The organism is Dokdonia sinensis (assembly GCF_003688895.1).
Taxonomy (GTDB): Bacteria; Bacteroidota; Bacteroidia; order Flavobacteriales; family Flavobacteriaceae; genus Dokdonia; species Dokdonia sinensis.
Genome location: NZ_REFV01000001.1, coordinates 226,345 through 245,539, shown reverse-complemented (window position 1 = coordinate 245,539; position 19,195 = coordinate 226,345). Strand labels below are relative to the sequence as shown.

At 38.4% G+C, this 19,195-nt stretch carries 13 protein-coding genes and 2 tRNA genes; 3 read left to right on the top strand and 12 right to left on the bottom strand.

Annotated elements, in window-relative coordinates; genetic code table 11:
- Position 1: 1 nt before the first annotated feature.
- The 6 genes from lepB to EAX61_RS00940 form a co-directional block, all read right to left on the bottom strand.
- A complete protein-coding gene (lepB, locus tag EAX61_RS00965) occupies positions 2–1,621 on the bottom strand; it encodes a signal peptidase I (RefSeq protein ID WP_121915779.1) in 1,620 nt (539 codons plus the stop codon).
- Between the two features lie 54 nt (positions 1,622–1,675).
- A complete protein-coding gene (gene dapB / locus EAX61_RS00960; protein WP_121915778.1) occupies positions 1,676–2,401 on the bottom strand; it encodes a 4-hydroxy-tetrahydrodipicolinate reductase in 726 nt (241 codons plus the stop codon).
- On the bottom strand, positions 2,401–3,027 hold the full coding sequence (locus EAX61_RS00955; RefSeq protein ID WP_121915777.1) for a DUF5683 domain-containing protein: 627 nt from the start codon (positions 3,025–3,027) through the stop codon (positions 2,401–2,403). The genes dapB and EAX61_RS00955 overlap by 1 nt, the downstream gene beginning before the upstream one ends.
- Positions 3,017–3,916 carry a ParB/RepB/Spo0J family partition protein gene (locus EAX61_RS00950; RefSeq protein WP_121915776.1) on the bottom strand — a complete coding sequence of 300 codons (900 nt, stop codon included), beginning with the start codon at positions 3,914–3,916 and terminating at the stop codon, positions 3,017–3,019. Before EAX61_RS00950 ends, EAX61_RS00955 begins: the two co-directional genes overlap by 11 nt.
- Positions 3,917–3,922: 6 nt before the next feature.
- On the bottom strand, positions 3,923–4,687 hold the full coding sequence (locus EAX61_RS00945) for a ParA family protein (RefSeq protein WP_121915775.1): 765 nt from the start codon (positions 4,685–4,687) through the stop codon (positions 3,923–3,925).
- A gap of 130 nt (positions 4,688–4,817) precedes the next feature.
- Entirely contained in the window at positions 4,818–7,652 is a 2,835-nt protein-coding gene (locus EAX61_RS00940) for a M16 family metallopeptidase (RefSeq protein ID WP_121915774.1), read from the bottom strand.
- A gap of 407 nt (positions 7,653–8,059) precedes the next feature.
- Between EAX61_RS00940 and EAX61_RS00935 the strand changes: the two genes are divergently transcribed.
- On the top strand, positions 8,060–9,952 hold the full coding sequence (locus EAX61_RS00935) for a T9SS type A sorting domain-containing protein (protein WP_121915773.1): 1,893 nt from the start codon (positions 8,060–8,062) through the stop codon (positions 9,950–9,952).
- Positions 9,953–10,116: 164 nt separating this feature from the next.
- Here EAX61_RS00935 and EAX61_RS00930 read toward each other — a convergent pair whose 3' ends face one another.
- On the bottom strand, positions 10,117–11,706 hold the full coding sequence (locus tag EAX61_RS00930) for a helix-turn-helix transcriptional regulator (RefSeq protein ID WP_121915772.1): 1,590 nt from the start codon (positions 11,704–11,706) through the stop codon (positions 10,117–10,119).
- A 303-nt stretch (positions 11,707–12,009) separates the two neighbouring features.
- Positions 12,010–12,477, bottom strand: a complete 468-nt coding sequence (locus tag EAX61_RS00925; RefSeq protein WP_121915771.1) for a DUF1572 domain-containing protein — start codon at positions 12,475–12,477, stop codon at positions 12,010–12,012.
- 229 nt (positions 12,478–12,706) lie between these two features.
- Here EAX61_RS00925 and EAX61_RS00920 point away from each other — a divergent pair, with 229 nt between their 5' ends.
- Positions 12,707–15,442 (top strand): class I SAM-dependent DNA methyltransferase, encoded by a 2,736-nt coding sequence (locus EAX61_RS00920; RefSeq protein WP_121915770.1) that lies wholly within the window; start codon positions 12,707–12,709, stop codon positions 15,440–15,442.
- Positions 15,443–15,901: 459 nt separating this feature from the next.
- Here the strand turns inward: EAX61_RS00920 and rpsT are convergent, their stop codons facing one another.
- The 4 genes from rpsT to proS form a co-directional block, all read right to left on the bottom strand.
- Positions 15,902–16,150 (bottom strand): 30S ribosomal protein S20, encoded by a 249-nt coding sequence (rpsT, locus tag EAX61_RS00915; RefSeq protein WP_121915769.1) that lies wholly within the window; start codon positions 16,148–16,150, stop codon positions 15,902–15,904.
- Between the two features lie 36 nt (positions 16,151–16,186).
- A tRNA-Glu gene (locus EAX61_RS00910) sits at positions 16,187–16,258 on the bottom strand.
- Positions 16,259–16,305: 47 nt separating this feature from the next.
- A tRNA-Glu gene (locus tag EAX61_RS00905) sits at positions 16,306–16,377 on the bottom strand.
- 82 nt (positions 16,378–16,459) lie between these two features.
- A complete protein-coding gene (proS, locus tag EAX61_RS00900) occupies positions 16,460–17,938 on the bottom strand; it encodes a proline--tRNA ligase (RefSeq protein WP_121915768.1) in 1,479 nt (492 codons plus the stop codon).
- 113 nt (positions 17,939–18,051) lie between these two features.
- Here proS and EAX61_RS00895 point away from each other — a divergent pair, with 113 nt between their 5' ends.
- A complete protein-coding gene (locus EAX61_RS00895; RefSeq protein ID WP_121915767.1) occupies positions 18,052–19,182 on the top strand; it encodes a hypothetical protein in 1,131 nt (376 codons plus the stop codon).
- Positions 19,183–19,195 lie beyond the last annotated feature (13 nt).

The window sequence follows — 19,195 nt, the reverse complement described above, 5'->3', positions numbered from 1 at the left end:
TTTAAGCCTTTTTATTTCTTCTCGATTTAAAAAAACTCCAAGCGATGTAAGCAAAGATCAACAATCCAACCACCCAGAGATAGCTCACAAGAGGTCCGTTACCACCCACCGTTGTAAACATTCTGTCCCAGCGTATGTTGTTTGGAAAACTCTTATTCTGGTCTAGGCTTAACCACACCATAACAGGTTTACCCATAACGTGTGTATACGGAACATAACCCCAAGAACGTGCGTCCTGTGAGTTGTGACGGTTATCTCCCATCATCCAGTAGTGGTCAAGCTTGAACGTGTATTCCGTTAACGGATTTCCGTTGAGTAAAATTTGCCCGTTGTTTTGAGTAATCTTGTTATCGATTCCTAATTCTGAACCTTCGTAAACTTCGATGAGGCGTTTGTAATAGGGGATTGTTTCTTGATTGATAACCGTTGTTTCTCCTTTTTTAGGAATATATATCGGGCCGTATTCGTCTATAGACCACTGGTGGTCGCCACCCCAAGGGAACAATCTCGATGATCCTCTATTGGAATTTCTTTTATTCTTTTCAATATTAATGGTGGAGGGATTATTATTTAATTTCTCCTTGTTTTCATCTGTAAGCTGAACATAATTTACGTAATTTCCCTGCGATGATATTCTAGGATCATATTGGATATCGGTAATATCGTATTGCTCGTTGTAAAATGGATCAACTGTAGTAAACGCCCCGTAAGCACTCTGCACATTAAGAACCATCGGTTTACTTGAAGTTACTATATAACTAAACTGAAGCCTGGCTCTATCTGGTAACTCATTGCGCTCGCCATTAATATATACATAACCATCACGTACTTCAAGCGAATCTCCGGGAAGACCTACACAACGTTTTACATAGTTCGATTTTTTGTCAATAGGCTTTCTTACATTACCACGTTCAAAACCAGGTGTTATAACTTCCATAGTATCTATGGGCCAACTAAAAACTACAATGTCATTACGCTTGATACTTTGAAAGCCAGGTAATCGAAAATAAGGGAGCTGTGGCCAGGATAAATAAGACTTTTGTTTTGTAAACGGAATCGTGTCGTGCAACATAGGGGTTGCTACGGTCGTAATAGGCGTACGTGCTCCGTAATGAAATTTACTTACGAATAAATAGTCTCCTACGAGCAACGTCTTTTCTAGTGACGAAGTAGGAATTGTAAACGGTTGCATAAAATAAGTATGCACAACCGTGGCAGCGATGATGGCAAAAAGAATAGAGCTTGTCCATTCTCCATTTGCGCTTTTAGGCATTAATTCTCGGTTCTCGATATATGGAGCATCTGTCGCATAGTTTATGTAGAAAAGATACAGTCCACAAGTGATGACGGTCAGAAAGGTGTCTTTGTAGGTATTGAATCCAAAACTCCGTGCTGTCTCTACCCAAACGATAGGAAACATCATCAGGTTTACAATAGGAATAAAAAGTAGGATTGTCCACCACCACGGTCTATTAATGATTTTCATTAGGACTACGGCGTTATACACGGGAACTGCAGCCTCCCAAGCTTTTCTACCTGCACGTACATAGAGTTTCCACGTACCTAAAAAATGTATTACTTGTATTGCTGCTATAAAAAGTAGCCATTGCGTTGCGGTCATTATCTGTCGTCTTTAGCTATTGTTAGTTTTAAAATCGTACTACGTGTTACGGCTTTAAGATATATTTAATACATCGCGCATCGAAAATACGCCTTTTTTACCAACAAGCCATTCGGCGGCGAGCAGTGCTCCTTGGGCAAATCCCGCTCTCGAGTGTGCTTCGTGTTTGATGGTAATGGTGTCGATGGGGCTTTTATAATCTATGATGTGTGTGCCTGGTACTTGGCCTGTTCTCTTAGAGGATATGGGAATCGTTTTTTCTTCCGCTTTCGCGAAAGCGTTATCACTTTCCTTTTCCATCAACTCCCATTTTTCATTAGTCGTATTGGAAATAATGCCCTCGGCTAGTGTGATGGCAGTACCACTGGGCGCATCTAGTTTCTGGGTATGGTGTATTTCTTCAAGGCTAACGTTGTACTCGGAAAGTGGCGCCATAAGCTCGGCGAGTCTTTTATTGAGCTCAAAGAAAATATTTACCCCTACGCTAAAATTAGAAGCATATAGAAAAGCCCCCTTTTTGGTATCACAAAGGGTCGTGATTTTATCGTAATCTTTAAGCCAACCAGTAGTTCCAGATACTACGGGAACGCCAGCTTCTAAACAATTAGTCAGATGTGTCACCGCCATTTCTGGTATGCTAAAGTCTATGGCGACATCAATAGTGCTTAAATCATAGTTTGTCTCACGACTTACTTTTAAGACTATCTGATGTCCCTTTGCAATTGCGATTTCTTCAATTGCCTTTCCCATCTTCCCGTATCCCAGTAGTGCAATCCTCATTAGTCTAATTGATAAGTGAGTTTAAAGCCATAGCTCATTGCCATCCCCAGATCGTCCGGCTGCATATCTGGTGCAAATGTGATGTCATCGCTTACATCATATTGTGAGAGGTGGGCATCTACATTTGCTTCTATTATTTGGAGTACATAGAGTCCCGCTGTAATTAGAATAGATAGCTCCTTGCGACGTCTAAAAAAATCTTGCGCATCTATGAGCGCATCATCCGTAAAGACCTCTCTAAGTTCTCCAGTTTCTGGATCTATAATAGTAAACTCATCAACACGCCCTGCGAGACGTTCTTTAAAGGCCGTTCTGTAGCGCTGAAATTCATTATTGTTCTCTACGGCAAAGTAGACGCCAGTGCCCATTGCGCCATATACAATCGGGAGTTTCCAATAGTCCTTGTTGTAAGCTTGTCCCAGTCCTGGCAATACGGCTCCATAAAATGCAGCCTTTGCAGGTCGTAATGGATCGTAATCATTGCCTATGGGTTTAACTACGGTTTTTGTTTCTATGATTGTGTCTTCGGGTTCTTCTACTTGCGCTTGCGCGTCCTGCGTACCGCTGGATAAAAAAGCGATAAGAAAGATGAACACCGCGACCAGTATGTGCTTCTTATTTTGCACTATTGATGAGTTTCTTGATGCGATTAAAATCTTCTTCTGAAGAGAAAGGAATAGTAATCTTACCACGGCCATTTTTTGCAACCTTGACATCAACTTTTGCGCCGAAATACTCGGCAAAATCTTTGACGCCTTTTTTAATAAACTTAGGGGTTTCGTCTTGGGCCGGTGTGGCTATCTCAGTCGTGTTGTGATAATTCTTAACTAAAGCTTCCGTCTGACGTACTGATAGCTTATCTGCAATTATCTTCTCATAAATATCGAGTTGGTCGCCATTATCATTTATATTGATAAGGGCGCGTCCGTGCCCCATAGATAGGAAGCCATCGCGCATTCCTGTTTGTACAATGGGATCAAGCTTAAGCAGTCGCAAATAGTTTGCAATGGTAGAACGATTTTTACCCACGCGCTCACTCATTTCTTCCTGAGTAAGATTAATTTCATCTATTAATCGCTGGTACGAAAGCGCAATCTCAATAGGGTCAAGATCCTGACGCTGTATGTTTTCCACGAGCGCCATTTCCAGACTCTCCTGATCGTTTGCAATACGTATATAAGCTGGTATTGTCGTATTCCCTACGAGTTTACTCGCTCTAAATCTGCGTTCTCCAGAAACAAGTTGGTACTTATCAAAGGCCATCTTACGAACCGTTATAGGCTGTATAACACCTAACTCACGTATGGAAGAGGCTAGTTCTCTTAGAGTTTCCTCATTAAAGCTCGTACGCGGTTGGAACGGGTTTACATCGATGTTATCAAGGTCAAGCTCAACGATATTACCCACGACTTTATCTGCATTCTTGTCTGTTGCGTTCTGGATATCGTTGTTCGGGTCTTTGAGTAATGCTGAGAGACCACGTCCTAATGCTTGTTTTTTTGTTGCTTTAGCCATAAACTACTAGCTGTTTTTTTTTATGAGCTCTTCTGCAAGACTCAAATAATTAGAGGCTCCTTTGCTTCCTGCGTCATAGTTTATGATGCTCTCGCCGTAACTAGGTGCCTCACTTAAGCGCACATTGCGCTGGATAATGGTTTCAAAAACCATCTCACTAAAGTGTTTTTGCACTTCATCTACCACTTGGTTAGATAAACGCAAGCGTGAGTCAAACATTGTAAGGAGCAGCCCCTCAATATCTAATGCGGTGTTGTGAATTTTCTGTACACTCTTTATGGTGTTAAGTAGTTTTCCCAAACCTTCAAGTGCAAAATACTCGCATTGTATCGGAATAATTACCGAATCTGCGGCAGTAAGAGCATTTAATGTTAGTAACCCTAAAGAAGGAGCACAGTCTATGAGTATATAATCGTATTTATCACGTAAGTGACCGATTGCTTTTTTCATCATATATTCCCGACTTTCTTTATCTACAAGTTCTATCTCTATAGCAACAAGATCTATATGAGCGGGAATGATATCAAGGTTAGGCGAGGTTGTCGTTACAATCGCATCTTCGGCAGTATTTGTGTGCTCCAGTAGCTGGTAAGTGCCTATCTCCACACCGTCTACATCTATACCTAGCCCAGATGTGGCATTGGCCTGCGGATCTGCATCAATTAAGAGTACTTTTTTTTCAAGAACGCCTAGTGATGCTGCTAGATTTACAGAGGTTGTGGTTTTACCCACACCACCTTTTTGGTTTGCTATTGCAATTATTTTACCCATAGTTGTGTTAGGAGAATTTGGGAAGTAAAAATACAATATATAATGGGTCTACAAAAAGCATAAACAAAAAAGAGGCTGGTCAAAATTTGTTTTTGACCAGCCTCATTATAAATGTTATCCAAATCTGAGTTTACTCTTCTTCAGGCATTAATATTGCAAGGAAATAGTTCTCGTCAAGATACTTTTGAGCGACTTTCTGGATTTCTTTTGCGGTTAGTGCATTTACTTCCTTCTCGTAGTTCATCATCTCGTTAGGATTTATGTCTTCTTGATCTGCTCTGAGCAGGCTGTTAATCCAGAAGTTATTTGTTTTTATATCCTCTTTGCGAGCAACAAGGTATGTCTCTTTTACCTTAGCAAGATCTTCGGCAGAGACTCCGTCTTTTTTAATCTTCTCTACTTCGCCTAATGCAGCAGCAACAAGTTTATCTACATTTTCAGGACCACAAGGGAAAGAGATCGAAAAGGTAACATTAGAATAGGAAATCTTACTTAAAGTTCCACGAGCACCTACGCCGTATACGCCACCTTCTTCTTCACGTAATTTTTCAACAAGCTTTATAGTGAGTACTTCGCCTAGAGCATTAAGTGCCATTTCGGTTTTTGCATCGTATGGGATTTCTTCTTCCCAAGTGATGTTTACTAAACTCTTAGGATCTTTTCCTTTATTTACCACAAATTTCTGGTACTCATCCTTCTCACGGAATTTTGTAGGCACAAACTGCTCATTGCTGTCCTTTCCAGGAAGTGAGGCGATATACGCTTTCGCGAAAGCGGCCACCTGCTCCTCATCCACATTTCCTACGAGATAGAAATGGAAGTCGCCAGCATCTGCAAAGCGTTCTTGGTATTTCTTGTATGCAAGGTCATAATCTGCCTCATCCATCTTCTCTGGAGTTGGGAATCCTGTGAACCTTGGATTTCCTTGATTGCGCTCTCTTTGCGTCTGGTCTTGGAAATAGAAATTAGGATTTGCCATAAGATTTCCTAAGAAACTCTTTTGCTTAGAAATGAATGAATTAAATGCTTCATCGTCCTTGTTTAGGTCTGTAAAGTATAAGTGCACCATTTGGAACAACGTTTCTAAATCTTTAGGGGCAGCGCTCCCTCTAAAGTTCTCACTAAATCCTTGAATAGACGGTTGCACATTTGCAATTTTACCGCTCATAAATTTACCCATATCCGTAAGTGACAGGCCAGCTATTCCAGCTTGAGCAAGACCACCGTTTGCAAATGCGGTAGCAAGTAATTCTTCGTCAGAATATAAGCTCAATCCACCTGGACTGTAGGCTTGGAACAATACTTCGTCATTTTTAAAATCTGTCTTTTTTATGGTTACTGTAGCTCCATTACTCAACGTCATTGTCTTCGTGCCAAGTACCTTGTTTTCTTTTGTAGAGACGATCGTTCCTGGTGCAGGTACTTTTTCTATGAGCGAGGTACGTACTGCCTCGTCCTCATACGGTTGGATATCTGCATTTTCGACTTCTTTAATGAGTTTAAGAACGTCTGTTTCGGTCACTTGTATGAGCCCTTCTTTTTCTGGTCCAGTAAGTGTAATTACTCGGTTATCGTCGTGTATGAAAGCATTGATGAGTTCGCTCACTTCCCCAATAGTGATTCCATTGAGAAGTTTCTTAGTAGTCTCATATTCCCACTCGATACCAGGGATAGGCTCCTCGTCTAGGTAATTGTTTATATATTGTCCTACAAGACGACCACTTTCTATCTTATCTCGGTCATTATATTGCTTCTCAAGCTGTGCTAAAAGACTTTTCTTAGCACGGTCTAATTCTCCTTGCTGGAAACCGTAACGTTTTACACGCTCATTTTCTGTCAAGATTGCTCTTAGACCTTCCAGTTGACCATCGGCGCTGGTTTGTGCGATAGACTGGTAGGCGTTCTTTGTTCTAGCAAACGTTCCTCCGTAAAAAGAAAATCCAAATACAAATGGTGGATTTGCGCTATTTCTCAATTCGCCCAGACGGTTATTGATTAGGGTAGAGAAGAGGTTGCGCACTAGGCTCTCTCGATAATCTTCTATTGTTTTTACAGGCTCTGCATTTCTACGGTCTTTATACATTACATTTACTCGAGAAAAAGCCGCTTCCTTATCTGAAGCGATAGCTACGAGTGTCTCATCGTGGTTAGGTAATTGGTAAGACTCACGTTTTACCGGATTTTCTGCAGCAGGAATTTTACTGAAGTGGTCTTTTATCTTTTGCTCCATTGTAGCAACGTCTAGATCTCCTACGGCAACAACGGCCATAAGATCTGGGCGGTACCAAGTGTTATAATAATCACGTACATCGTCATACGAGAAATTTTCTAGGTTTTCCTTTGTCCCGATAGGAAGACGATCTGCATATCTAGACCCGTACATTATTTTAGGAAGTGTCACGCGTTGCATACGCTCGTCTGCTCCCAGACGTAAACGAAGTTCCTCAAGAACAACGCCGCGCTCACCATCTATCGCTTCTTCAGATAAGGTGGTGTTATGTGCCCAGTCTTCGATGATTTGGAAACCTTTTTCCAGTTTCTCAGGATCGTCACTCGGGATAGGAAGGATATATACGGTCTCGTCAAAACTTGTGTAGGCATTTAAATCTGCCCCAAACTTTACTCCTATACTCTGTAAATAATCTACAAGATCATTTTTTTCAAAGTTTTTTGTCCCGTTAAAGTTCATATGCTCCATAAAGTGGGCAAGGCCTTGCTGTCTATCGGTTTCCATAATGGAACCTGCATTTACGGCGAGACGTAGCTCTACTTTGTCTTCTGGCTTGCCGTTGTTTTGAATGTAATACGTGAGGCCATTTGCTAGTTTGCCCACTTTTACATTAGGATCTACAGGAATCTCGCCAGTAGGAATGGCATTTCCAGTTTGTAAATCCCCCTTATTCTGAGCAAATGCAAGATTGCAAGTAAGCAAGAGGCACACGCATAGCGTAGTCAGTTTTCTCATAGTTTTTGTTTTGATTATTGTTATGATACTAAGGTTAGTCATCATAGTGTTGCAAACGTAACGATTGAAAGGGGTAAATATGATTAAGGTTTTGTTAATGGATGAGTTTTTATGAGTTACGCTTTCGCGAAAGCGTAAGTATAAATAGTCCATTTATAGCTGAGACGAATTAAATCCATACTACCTGTTTTAAAACCACCATTTACTACATTGAAATTTCCATTATCCATCAAAAGACTTTATCCAAAATAGGCTGATCACTTATGACTAACCCAGATGATCAAACTTTAACTACGCAATGACTACGCAAGTCCTACACATTGGGTACGCAGCCCTATTGAACGTTTCTCTGTCGTGATATTTCGAATTATTTTCGCCCCAAATTTAAAACCTCAAAAAATAAAATTATGAGAAAAATTACGACTTTATGCTTAATCCTTTTAATGGGTTTTGTTGCATATGCTCAAGCACCTGCAAATGACGTGTGTGCGGGCGCTATACCTATTACGCCAAGCCCTGAAGGTGGGGCCTGTACAACTGTAACCTTACCTTTTAGTACGGACGGAACTACAGATAGTGGTGTTCAGAACGCATCTTGTTCTGCTTCTGGGTTAGATCAATTTTTTACTTGGACGGCTACAACTGATGGCTTGTTCTTTCAGTCACTATCCCCAGGAAACCCTGGTATAGCAATATACGAAAGCTGTGCAGATGCAATAGCGGGTAATGAATTAGATTGTACTCAAACTTTTGCAGCGGGAGAGCTAGGCGGTTGGGATATAGGAGATGATTTAATCATTCAGATTTATGATTTTTCTGGATCAACTTCTGATGTCGCATTTTGTTTGCAAGAATTTACATTTCCATTACCCCCTGCAAATGATGATTGTGTAAATGCTATCGCAATGACTGATGGCTTTACTTTTAGTTTAGATAGTGGAGGTGCCACGTATGATCCAGCTGTTGATACTTGTTTTAGAAATAATTTAGACATTTGGTATTCTTTTAATGATGGAGGAACGCCTGTTGAGGTTTCTTTTGATACTTGTGATAGTGATTTTGACACCTATATTAATTATTATACAGGTAGTTGTGGAGCACTTGTTTGTGAAGGAGATAATGACGATTCTGGACCTGTATGTGGTGGGTTGCAAGCATCCGTACGGTTTGAAACTGACGGTGTATCGACCTATTATTTTAAGGTAGGAGGATTTGGGACTACTAGAACTGGTCTAATTGCTGGTAGCTTTACAGTTATGTCTTTAGGAGATATGGTGCCGCCAACTGTCATAACCCAGGATTTTACAGCACAATTAGATGAAACTGGCAATGTGACCATTCTTCCATCAGATATAGATAATGGATCTATGGATAACGCGGGAGGTTCTGGTATTGATACTATTGAGCTCGATGTAGACTCTTTTGACTGTACAAACTTGGGAGATAATAATGTGGTTCTTACAGTTACAGATGTAGAAGGCAATTCTGATACTGCTACTGCGGTAGTTACTGTTGTAGACGAGTTAGGCCCAGTAATTTCTGAGTCTCCAGATATTTTTACAGGTACTGGAACTACTGCAGACTGTACTGCGATCGTATCTTTTGAGATTCCTACTGCAACAGATAATTGTAGTGATAATAGTGCAATCACTATTGAACAGACAGCAGGTCTCCCTAGTGGATCTTCATTTCCAGTAGGGGTTAACCCAATTACAATTACGGCTACAGATGGATTAGGAAATGTTACTGAATATATTTTTGAGGTAGTTATCACCGACACCGCTTTTCCTATTATAGATTGTCCAGGCGACTTTGCTGTTAGTGCAGACGAAGGAGCAGAGGTTTATACTATTCCTGACTGGAGTGCTCTTGCATCTGACAACTGTTCCTCAGATGATGCCTTAACTTTTGTACAATCTCCAGAAGCTGGTGAAACTGTGGCTAACGGAAGCGTAACAGATGTAATCATTACCGCAACAGACGAAGCTGGAAATACTGCTGAATGCTCTTTTGCACTTACTGTGGATGCTACTTTAAGTGCTACAGATTTTGCGTTTAGTAACTCAATATCTATTTATCCCAATCCTGTAGAGAACCTATTTACAATAGATAACAAATCAAATATTGAACTAGAAACTCTTACGATATTTGACGTAAATGGACGCATTATTGAGACTGTTCGTATGGACGCTAAGAACTCAAGAAATCAAATAAATATTGCAAGCTACGCAAGTGGAATTTATTTTGCTAAAATTGAAACTTCAGATAAGGCAACAGTTAAACGTATTGTAAAGAAGTAAGAATATCACCCTTAATTATTATCCTGTAAGCCCTATGACTTTTGGTCATAGGGCTTTTTTTGTAAGACTTTTGAGATAGATAGGAATTATAAGGCAAGAATTTTAGTAGTATGACAATCACTTTTATTCATCCTTAAGAGTCACGAATAGTACAAGTCCTTTTTTTAACCGCTAATTGTGCTTCTATAATCAGTAAGGAAACTTTTTAAATTAGTTTGTTTAATAATTTCCATCTTTTTAGAAATCCTGTATCGTTGACTTTCTATAGATCTGACAGAAGCATTCATAAATGTGGCTATGTCTGTATTCTTAAAACCCATACTTACAAAATAGCATATAAGTTTGTCCTTATCGTTCAAGTCTGGAAACTCATTGCTAAGTCTTGAGAAAAATGGAGCGTTAAGTTCATTTATGATTTCTAAATGGTTCTTATCATTACCAAAGAGGTTGTGTTCACTCAATTTTACATTATTGTGAAGCTCTTTAATCTTTTCATTCTGTTCTTGAATATTTGAGATATTGGATAGGTTTTGAGTTTCTTTTTTAAGTTGCGCAATATATTTTTTTAAACCGAGCATATTAGCCTTGAGTCTTTCGTTATTCTTTTCTAATTCTGATAAAGAGGCTACTTTACTTTTATACGTTTTCTGTAAAGCTTTATTTTTTTTATTTTTTCTTTTAAGTAGAAAAATGGTTAAAGATATCCCGGCTATTAAAAATGCCAATAAAATGAGTAAACGATTTTTTAGAGAAGATTCTCGTTTTAATGTGTCATCATAATCTAAAACTAATTTATTACTCTCTTCCATAAATTTGGAGCCCTGTACTGCATTTTCTTTCACAAAAGTTATAAGTGAATCATTGTACAGCGCGTGAAGTTCTTTGTTACCCTTTTTTAAATAATATTTTGAAGCGATATTGTAATAATTTTCTTGTAGTCTAATATCATCCGGTTTTGGTTCGTTCAAAATGCTTACAATGAAGCTTTCGTTAGTAAGCACTTCTCTCTCTGATAGTACTCCAGCAATATCATAGCTCAATAGCGTAGTGTAGTATGCTTTTAAATCTCCGTAATAAGCGACCTCATCTGGACTTTTTTGTGAAAGGTCCACACGCTTTACTTCTTCATAATAGTAGAGGGCAGAATCTATATTGTTTAATTCTAAGTGATTTTCTGATAAAAAGACATTCATATTGATTTCCAGATAGGAATCTTCGTTCTTTATGAGTTGTTCCTTGTTTTCAAGAAGAAGATTGATGCTTTCTTGATATAATGCTTCTTCGTACAAAAGCTCTGCTTTAAAAGAAAGCATATGGAGAACACCTGTAGGGTCTGTAGATTTTTTAAAATACTGCGTTGCCTTTGCGATATTATCTTTGGCAAGATCTAGTAACCCCAGCTCTTTTTGTCCTAAAGCAAGATTATAATATAGCTCTCCTAATAAGTCATTATCTTCAAGAATACTGGCTATCCTAATTGCTTTATTCATATTGCTATAAAAATCCTCCGTTTTTCCTTCAACATTAGAATGGGAGTAGGCGAGTAGCTTGTAATATCGAGCAACGTCTATACGGTCTTCTTGGACGGTGTCAAGACCTGTGCTGGAAAGTAATTTTTGTGATTGCGCAATATCCGTTTGGATATAATAGTTCTCAACCGAATCTAAAATGCGCACAACCCAATCTTCGTCGTCTTGTGCGTAGCTAGTGAGACTAAAAACAATTAAAATGACGGAAAAGATTTTTCTTAGCATTATGTGTTTTTTGTAAAAGTAAAAGTTTCTTGGGATAGTACGCGTTCAGCTGGTAGCAACTAGTATTTTTAAAACACTGTATATGAGCGAGTTAATATTTTGCGTAGTAAGTGAGTAGTGCACGAGTAGTCCTTGTGTTTCTCTTTAAACAATTTATATGAATGAAGAAAAGTAGTTTTGTGATAATAATGAGATACGGACAAAGTAGAAGCGGCAATTGTGATTTTAAGGTTTTTAGTGTCCCGCTGCATTCCTAATATTTCGGGGGATTTTAAGGATTATGTGGTGGGACTAATACCTGAGTTATTGTTGTCTTATTATTTTTTTAAGTAATGCCATTTGTCCTAAATGATACGTCGTGTGCTCTAAAACGCCGTGGAGGTTGCGATAGTAATTCCCATATTTTCCTCCAGCAAAATCTTCCCAGAGTCTTTTTTCAGGAAGTTGTTGGATTAGAATTGCCATTTCTTCTATTTCACGAAATACAGTTTTCTTAAGCACAGCCCATTCTGCTGCCGAAGCAATAGGAGGATGGTCAAAACTAAGCGCGTCATTTCCTTCTAAAGGTCCGCCTTTTAATACTTGACTTATAATTCTGATATAGTATTGAGTGTGATATAAAAGCGTCCCGATAGTATTGCAGTCATACAGTGAGTGAGTAGCTTCTTGCCAAGTAATATCGTCTAACACTTCCTTCATTGCAACGCCAGTCATATTGCCGCCGTTATAAATAGTTTTAAGTTGTATAGCAATGGCTTGCGAGGTCTTCATGGTTTATGGTTGTTTTTATGCCAAATATATAAATAGCAGCTGGAAATGAACTTTTCTGAACCTTTCGGTAAATGATTTATCTTTACGGGATATCGACGATCATAATCCATCGTTATCCTGAGAATTTTAGGATATATCGACGATAAAAGTTATCATATAACGAGTTGTGCCCAATGTCGGAAAAAACCAAAATCGAGAAAAAAACGAACTAAAAAAAGAAAATAACTGAATGGCATTAAGCTGGAATGAAATAAAAGATAGAGCATTAAAATTCTCAAATGAATGGGCGAACGAAACAAAGGAAAGAGCAGAAAAAGATAGTTTTTGGAATGACTTTTTCAACGTTTTTGGAATATCACGCAGGCGAGTTGCTACATTTGAAGAACCTGTCAAAAAATTAAGTGGAAATCAAGGCTTTATCGACCTATTTTGGAAAGGAACTTTACTTGTTGAACATAAATCAAAAGGAAGAAGTTTAGACAAAGCTTTTGAGCAAGCAACAGATTATTTCCCTGGACTAAAAGAACACGAATTGCCAAAATACATTTTAGTTTCTGATTTTGATAAAATCAAACTATTTGACCTAGACGAAAAGACAGAACACGAATTTCACGTTTCCGAACTTTATAAAAATGTGAAGCTTTTTGGATTTATCGCAGGGTATCAAAAAAGAACTTTTAAAGAAGAAGACCCTGTAAATATAAAAGCAGCTGAATTAATGGGAAAACTTCACGACCAACTCGAAGAGTTTGGTTATGAAGGTCATCATTTAGAAGTTTATTTGGTTCGTTTACTCTTCATACTTTTTGCAGATGATACAAGTATTTTTGAGAAAGATATTTTTAAGGAGTTTTTAGACCAAAAAACAAATGAAGATGGAAGTGATGTAGGAGCACTAATGGCTCAGTTTTTTCAAGTATTAAATACACCAAAAGAAAAACGTCTTAAAAACTTAGACGACCATTTAAATCAATTTCCCTATGTAAATGGTAAATTATTCGAAGAGTTTCTGCCCATTGCCTCTTTCAATTCTAAAATGCGAAGTATCTTATTAGAAGCGTGTGGTTTAGATTGGGGAAAAATATCACCAGCAATTTTTGGTTCGCTTTTTCAAAGTGTTATGAACCCAGAAGAACGAAGAAATTTAGGCGCGCATTATACTTCAGAAAAAAACATCTTTAAACTCATTAAACCACTTTTTCTTGACGAGTTAAGAGAAGAATTTGAAAAAGTAAAATCAAGTACAAAAAAACTAAAGGAGTTTCATCACAAACTATCCACTTTAAAATTTCTTGACCCTGCTTGTGGTAGCGGAAATTTCTTAATCATTACTTATAGAGAACTAAGACTGTTAGAAATTGACATTTTACGTGAACTATTCAAAAAAGGCGAACAAGTTCTTGACGTTTCTTCTATTCTTTGGTTAGACGTAGACCAATTTTATGGTATTGAATATGACGAATTTGCAGCAAAAATAGCAGAAGTAGCAATGTGGTTAATTGACCACCAAATGAATATGCTTGTTTCAGAAGAATTTGGGCAATACTTTGCACGGTTACCATTAAAAAAGGCAGCAAAAATTGTACACGCAAATTCTCTACAAACAAATTGGGAAGATATAGTTTCTAAAAATGAACTTTCTTACATCATTGGAAATCCACCTTTTATTGGTTCTAAGTTATTAGACAAAATCCAAAGAGAAGATATGGCAAATATTTTCAATGGAGTTAAAAATGGTAAAATATTAGATTATGTTTCTGCTTGGTATTACAAAGCAGCACAATACATACAAGACACTAATATAAAAACTGCTTTTGTATCTACAAATTCAGTTACTCAAGGAGAGCAAGTAAGTGTACTTTGGGGCGAAATGATAAATAAGCTAGGTATTAAAATTCATTTTGCGCATACCACTTTTAAATGGAGTAATGAAGCAAAAGGAAAAGCGGCAGTTTATTGTGTAATAATTGGTTACGCAAATTTTGATACAAAAGACAAAAAGTTATTTACGTATTTAGACATTAAAGGGGAACCTTCTGAAATTTCAGTAAAAAACATAAATCCTTATTTAGCAAATGCAGAGGATTTAATTATTGAAAGAAGAAGCCAACCAATTTGTACTGTTCCAAAAATGTCATTTGGTAATATGCCTTTAGATGGAGGCAACTTGATTATTGAAGATAGTGAAAAAGAAGAATTTTTGCTAAAAGAACCAAAAGCAAAACCTTATGTTTTACCGCTAATAAGTGCAAGAGAGTTTTTAAACAATAAAAACCGTTGGTGTTTGTGGTTAGAGAATATTAACCCAAATGAATTAAGGAAAATGCCAATAGTTTTAGAGCGTGTTGAAGCTGTAAAAGAGTTTAGATTGGCAAGTGTTGCGAGTTCTACGCAAAAACACGCAATTAGACCTACTCTATTTAGAGACAGAAAGAATCCCGATTCATACATTTTAATTCCAAGCACATCATCTGAAAATAGAAAATATATCCCAATGGGATTTTTCACGAAAAACAATATCGCAAGTAACAGTTGTCATATTGTACCAGATGGGACACTTTACAACTTTGGTGTGTTAATGAGTGAAATGCATATGACTTGGGTAAAATATACTTGTGGTCGGTTAAAAAGTGATTTTAGATATTCAAAAGATTTAGTTTATAATAATTATCCTTGGGCAAAAGAAGTAAGCGAAAAGAACAAGAAGAAAGTTGAGGAAAAAGCACAAAAAGTTTTAGACGTTAGAGCACAATTTCCTGATAGCAGTTTAGCAGATTTATATCATCATTTATCAATGCCACCAAAGTTAATAAAAGCACATCAGGCATTAGACAAAGCTGTTGATTTATGTTACAGACCACAAGCTTTTACAAATGAAACTGCTCGAATCGAATATTTATTTGACTTGTACAATCAATATACAGAACCATTATTGAACGAAAAGAAAACAAAGAAAAAGAAATAAAACACTGGGCACAACACGTTATATAACTCATAAAATAAGCCCGCAAAAACAAACGAGCTTTTCTAAAATTAATATTGCAAAAGCCCTTAAAACTCCTCCACCAGCGATGCCTAATTTCTAAAAGCCAAGGCGTTAATTAAGATCGCACTTTCGGTCGTTTTTATTTCCTGAGAGCATTTTCTTTTGACTCAGACACTTTTGTGAGTAGGGGTAAACTTCTGGCTGGAATTCTTTGCGTGTGGGATATATCGTCACTGTAGTGGTTTACAGTGTGCTGTTTAGATCTTGTAGTCTTATGATAAGATGAGTTTTATTTGTACAAGATGTTTAGGTCGCTTTCGCGAAAGCGCATAAAAAAACTCCCTGATGAACGCAGGGAGTCTCTAAAACATAAAGTTTAACCAACAAAAAAACTTCTACGTTAGAGTAGAAGTCCTTTTAAATCTTTAAAACATTCTCTTAAAGAGCAGCTACGTGCTTAGCTAGCTTAGACTTTAAGTTTGCAGCTTTATTATCATGTATGATATTGCGCTTTGCAAGCTTATCGATCATAGAAACAACAGCAGGAAACAATCCTTCTGCTTCTTTCTTATCTGCATCACGTAACTTCTTTATAGCATTACGTGTAGTTTTATGCTGATACTTGTTTCTAAGACGCTTTGTCTCACTATTTCTAATTCTCTTTAATGCTGACTTGTGATTTGCCATCTTCTCGTTATTAATTTTTACTTATAAATAAAGTTGTAGCCCGTAGGGGAATCGAACCCCTCTTACATGGATGAAAACCATGCGTCCTAGCCGATAGACGAACGGGCCATTTGAACAATTAAAAAATCAGAAATACCTCTTCTGAAATATTTTAGTAGCCCGTAGGGGAATCGAACCCCTCTTACATGGATGAAAACCATGCGTCCTAGCCGATAGACGAACGGGCCTAGAACAATTGCTCAAATTGCGGATGCAAAAATACAACTATTTTTAAATGGCGCAAACCCTGAACAAAGTTTTTTTTAAAACTTAATATGCCTTTGCAAAAAGCACACGCTGAGGGCTTGGTTTCCCGCTATATACGCAGGTTCCTTCTTCTTGTTCTGCATCCATGGGGATGCAGCGTATGGTGGCTTTAGTAAGCTCCTTAATCTTATCTTCAGTCTCTGACGTTCCGTCCCAGTGCGCACTTATAAATCCTGTTTTATTTTCTAGGACCTCTTTAAACTCATCAAAGGTGTTTACGGTAGTGATGTGAGAGTCTCTAAAGTTTTTTGCCTTTGTGTAAAGTGCTTCTTGAATTTCCTGAAGAAGTAAAGCAACTCTATCTACAACTTCATCTTTTGCTACAAATTCTTTTGTAAGCGTATCGCGTCGAGCAAGTTCTACGGTGCGTTTTTCCAGATCTTTAGGTCCTATACCTATACGTAAAGGAACACCCTTAAGTTCGTACTCATTAAATTTCCAACCGGGCTTATGTGTATCTCTATTATCATATTTTACAGATATACCTCGCATTCTTAAATCTTTTACAATTTCATTAGCTACTTGGCTTATTGCTTCAAGCTGCTCCTGACCTTTGTAAATAGGGACAATTACAACTTGATGAGGTGCGAGATTTGGTGGGAGGACAAGGCCATTATCATCACTGTGAGTCATAATAAGAGCTCCCATAAGACGTGTGGATACGCCCCAAGAGGTTGCCCATACAAAATCTTGTTTCCCTTGATTGTTTGTAAACTTAACGTCAAACGCTTTTGCAAAGTTCTGCCCTAAAAAGTGTGAAGTTCCTGCTTGAAGAGCTTTGCCGTCTTGCATAAGCGCTTCTATACAGTAAGTCTCATCTGCTCCTGCAAATCGTTCACTTTCCGTTTTGGTTCCTTGTATAACAGGCATTGCGAGAAAATTTTCTGCAAATTCTGCATAGACCCTATTCATAAGTTGCGCTTCTTCAAGTGCCTCGGCTTTTGTGGCGTGAGCGGTATGCCCTTCTTGCCAAAGGAACTCTGCTGTTCTAAGAAAAAGTCGGGTTCTCATCTCCCATCGCACAACATTGGCCCATTGGTTAATAAGAAGTGGTAGGTCTCTATAGGATTGTATCCACCCCTTGTATGTATTCCAGATAATAGCTTCACTCGTAGGTCTTACAACAAGTTCCTCCTCAAGTTTTGCTGCAGGGTCTACGCGGAGTTTTCCTGGATTGTCAGGGTCGTTTTGTAGACGATAATGCGTTACTACAGCACATTCTTTTGCAAATCCTTCAGCATTTTTTTCTTCTGCTTCAAAAAGGCTTTTGGGGACAAATAGAGGGAAGTAGGCATTCTCGTGTCCTGTTTCCTTAAACATACGATCTAGCTCTGCCTGCATTTTTTCCCAAATGGCGTAACCATAAGGTTTAATCACCATACATCCGCGCACGGCAGAATTTTCTGCAAGGTCGGCCTTTACGACAAGCTCATTGTACCATTTAGAATAATCTTCACTTCTAGTTGTTAAGTTCTTCCCCATATTTGGTGACTTTGGCACAAATATTGTGACTATGTTAAGGTGTTAATCGAGTTAATTTTACAGCACAAAACTACTTATTTTTACAACAAGCAACAATAAAACCCAATATAGTTATGGAACTTTATTCTCCCTTACATAGATCAATTAAACCACTTGCAATTGCGGTTCTAGGAGCCATTGCGCTTATTTCTTGTAGTTCGTCTCAGACGGTTTATGATGAAGATGGTATTTATAGCAATCCTGCATCTGAAACTGAGGTCGTAATTACAGATAATTCTGGTGTAACAAGTACAGGAGTTGCTTATAAAAACTATTTTGAACAAAAAGCAGACGCTCTCGGTCAGATCCCAGAAGAGGGAGCTATTTTTACTGATATTGAGTCTTATACATCTACTGAGGGTGATCTTCAAGATGAAGAGTACTATGATGACTTCTCAGAGGGTACTGGGTATCGCGTAGGTAACGCCGCTTGGGGAGAAGAGGTGTCTGATATAGTAGTAAACGTTTACCCTAGCTACGCTGGAGGATTCTGGGGAGGTGGTTTTGGCTTTAATCAATGGGGCTTTAACCGTTTTGGTTGGGGTGGCTTTGGTGGAGGATGGGGTTACTATGACCCTTTTTTCGGCCCGTTTTATAATGGGTGGGGCTTCGGTGGTTTCGGATATGGATTTGGAGCACCTTGGAATCCATTCTGTTACGGATTTAACCGACCTTTTTATAACAGACCGTTCGGTAATCAACATTTTAATAACGGATTTGGACGTGGTGGTAACGGTATAGCATATTCTAGAGGAAGAAGAAATAGTGCTTCAAGTGCTATAGCAGCTTCTCGTGCTCGCTTGCGCGAAAGCAGCCGAAGCCGTTCTGTATACTCTAGAGATAGAGGAACAGTGCGCCCATCTTCTGGTAATAGAGGTGATGCACGCTCTAGCGTTAGAAGATCGACTAACAGTGCTCGTACATCAAGACCTAGTTATTCTAGACCTGCTAGTGGGGCACGCCCATCTAGTCCTAACACTGCAAGATCCTCTACATCTCGTTCGCGCGGTAATGCAAGACCTGCAACTCGTACTTCAAGATCTAGCACAGCTCGATCTAGTTCATCTTCTCGTCCTTCTTACTCTAGACCTTCTTCATCATCTAGAAGCTCAAGCGCCAGAAGTTCAAGCAGTAGTCGTTCTAGTGGAAGTCGTTCAAGTTCTAGATCTGGTGGATCTTCTAGAAGAGGTGGGGGAATTAAATAGTCCTTAACATTCA

Coding starts and splice junctions, on each gene's coding strand:
- dapB (WP_121915778.1), bottom strand. CDS start 2,401: ATGAGGATTGCACTACTGGGATACGGGAAGATGGGAAAGGCAATTGAA.
- EAX61_RS00945 (WP_121915775.1), bottom strand. CDS start 4,687: ATGGGTAAAATAATTGCAATAGCAAACCAAAAAGGTGGTGTGGGTAAA.
- proS (WP_121915768.1), bottom strand. CDS start 17,938: ATGGGGAAGAACTTAACAACTAGAAGTGAAGATTATTCTAAATGGTAC.
- EAX61_RS00920 (WP_121915770.1), top strand. CDS start 12,707: ATGGCATTAAGCTGGAATGAAATAAAAGATAGAGCATTAAAATTCTCA.
- EAX61_RS00925 (WP_121915771.1), bottom strand. CDS start 12,477: ATGAAGACCTCGCAAGCCATTGCTATACAACTTAAAACTATTTATAAC.
- EAX61_RS00950 (WP_121915776.1), bottom strand. CDS start 3,916: ATGGCTAAAGCAACAAAAAAACAAGCATTAGGACGTGGTCTCTCAGCA.
- lepB (WP_121915779.1), bottom strand. CDS start 1,621: ATGACCGCAACGCAATGGCTACTTTTTATAGCAGCAATACAAGTAATA.
- EAX61_RS00935 (WP_121915773.1), top strand. CDS start 8,060: ATGAGAAAAATTACGACTTTATGCTTAATCCTTTTAATGGGTTTTGTT.
- rpsT (WP_121915769.1), bottom strand. CDS start 16,150: ATGGCAAATCACAAGTCAGCATTAAAGAGAATTAGAAATAGTGAGACA.
- EAX61_RS00895 (WP_121915767.1), top strand. CDS start 18,052: ATGGAACTTTATTCTCCCTTACATAGATCAATTAAACCACTTGCAATT.
- EAX61_RS00940 (WP_121915774.1), bottom strand. CDS start 7,652: ATGAGAAAACTGACTACGCTATGCGTGTGCCTCTTGCTTACTTGCAAT.
- EAX61_RS00930 (WP_121915772.1), bottom strand. CDS start 11,706: ATGCTAAGAAAAATCTTTTCCGTCATTTTAATTGTTTTTAGTCTCACT.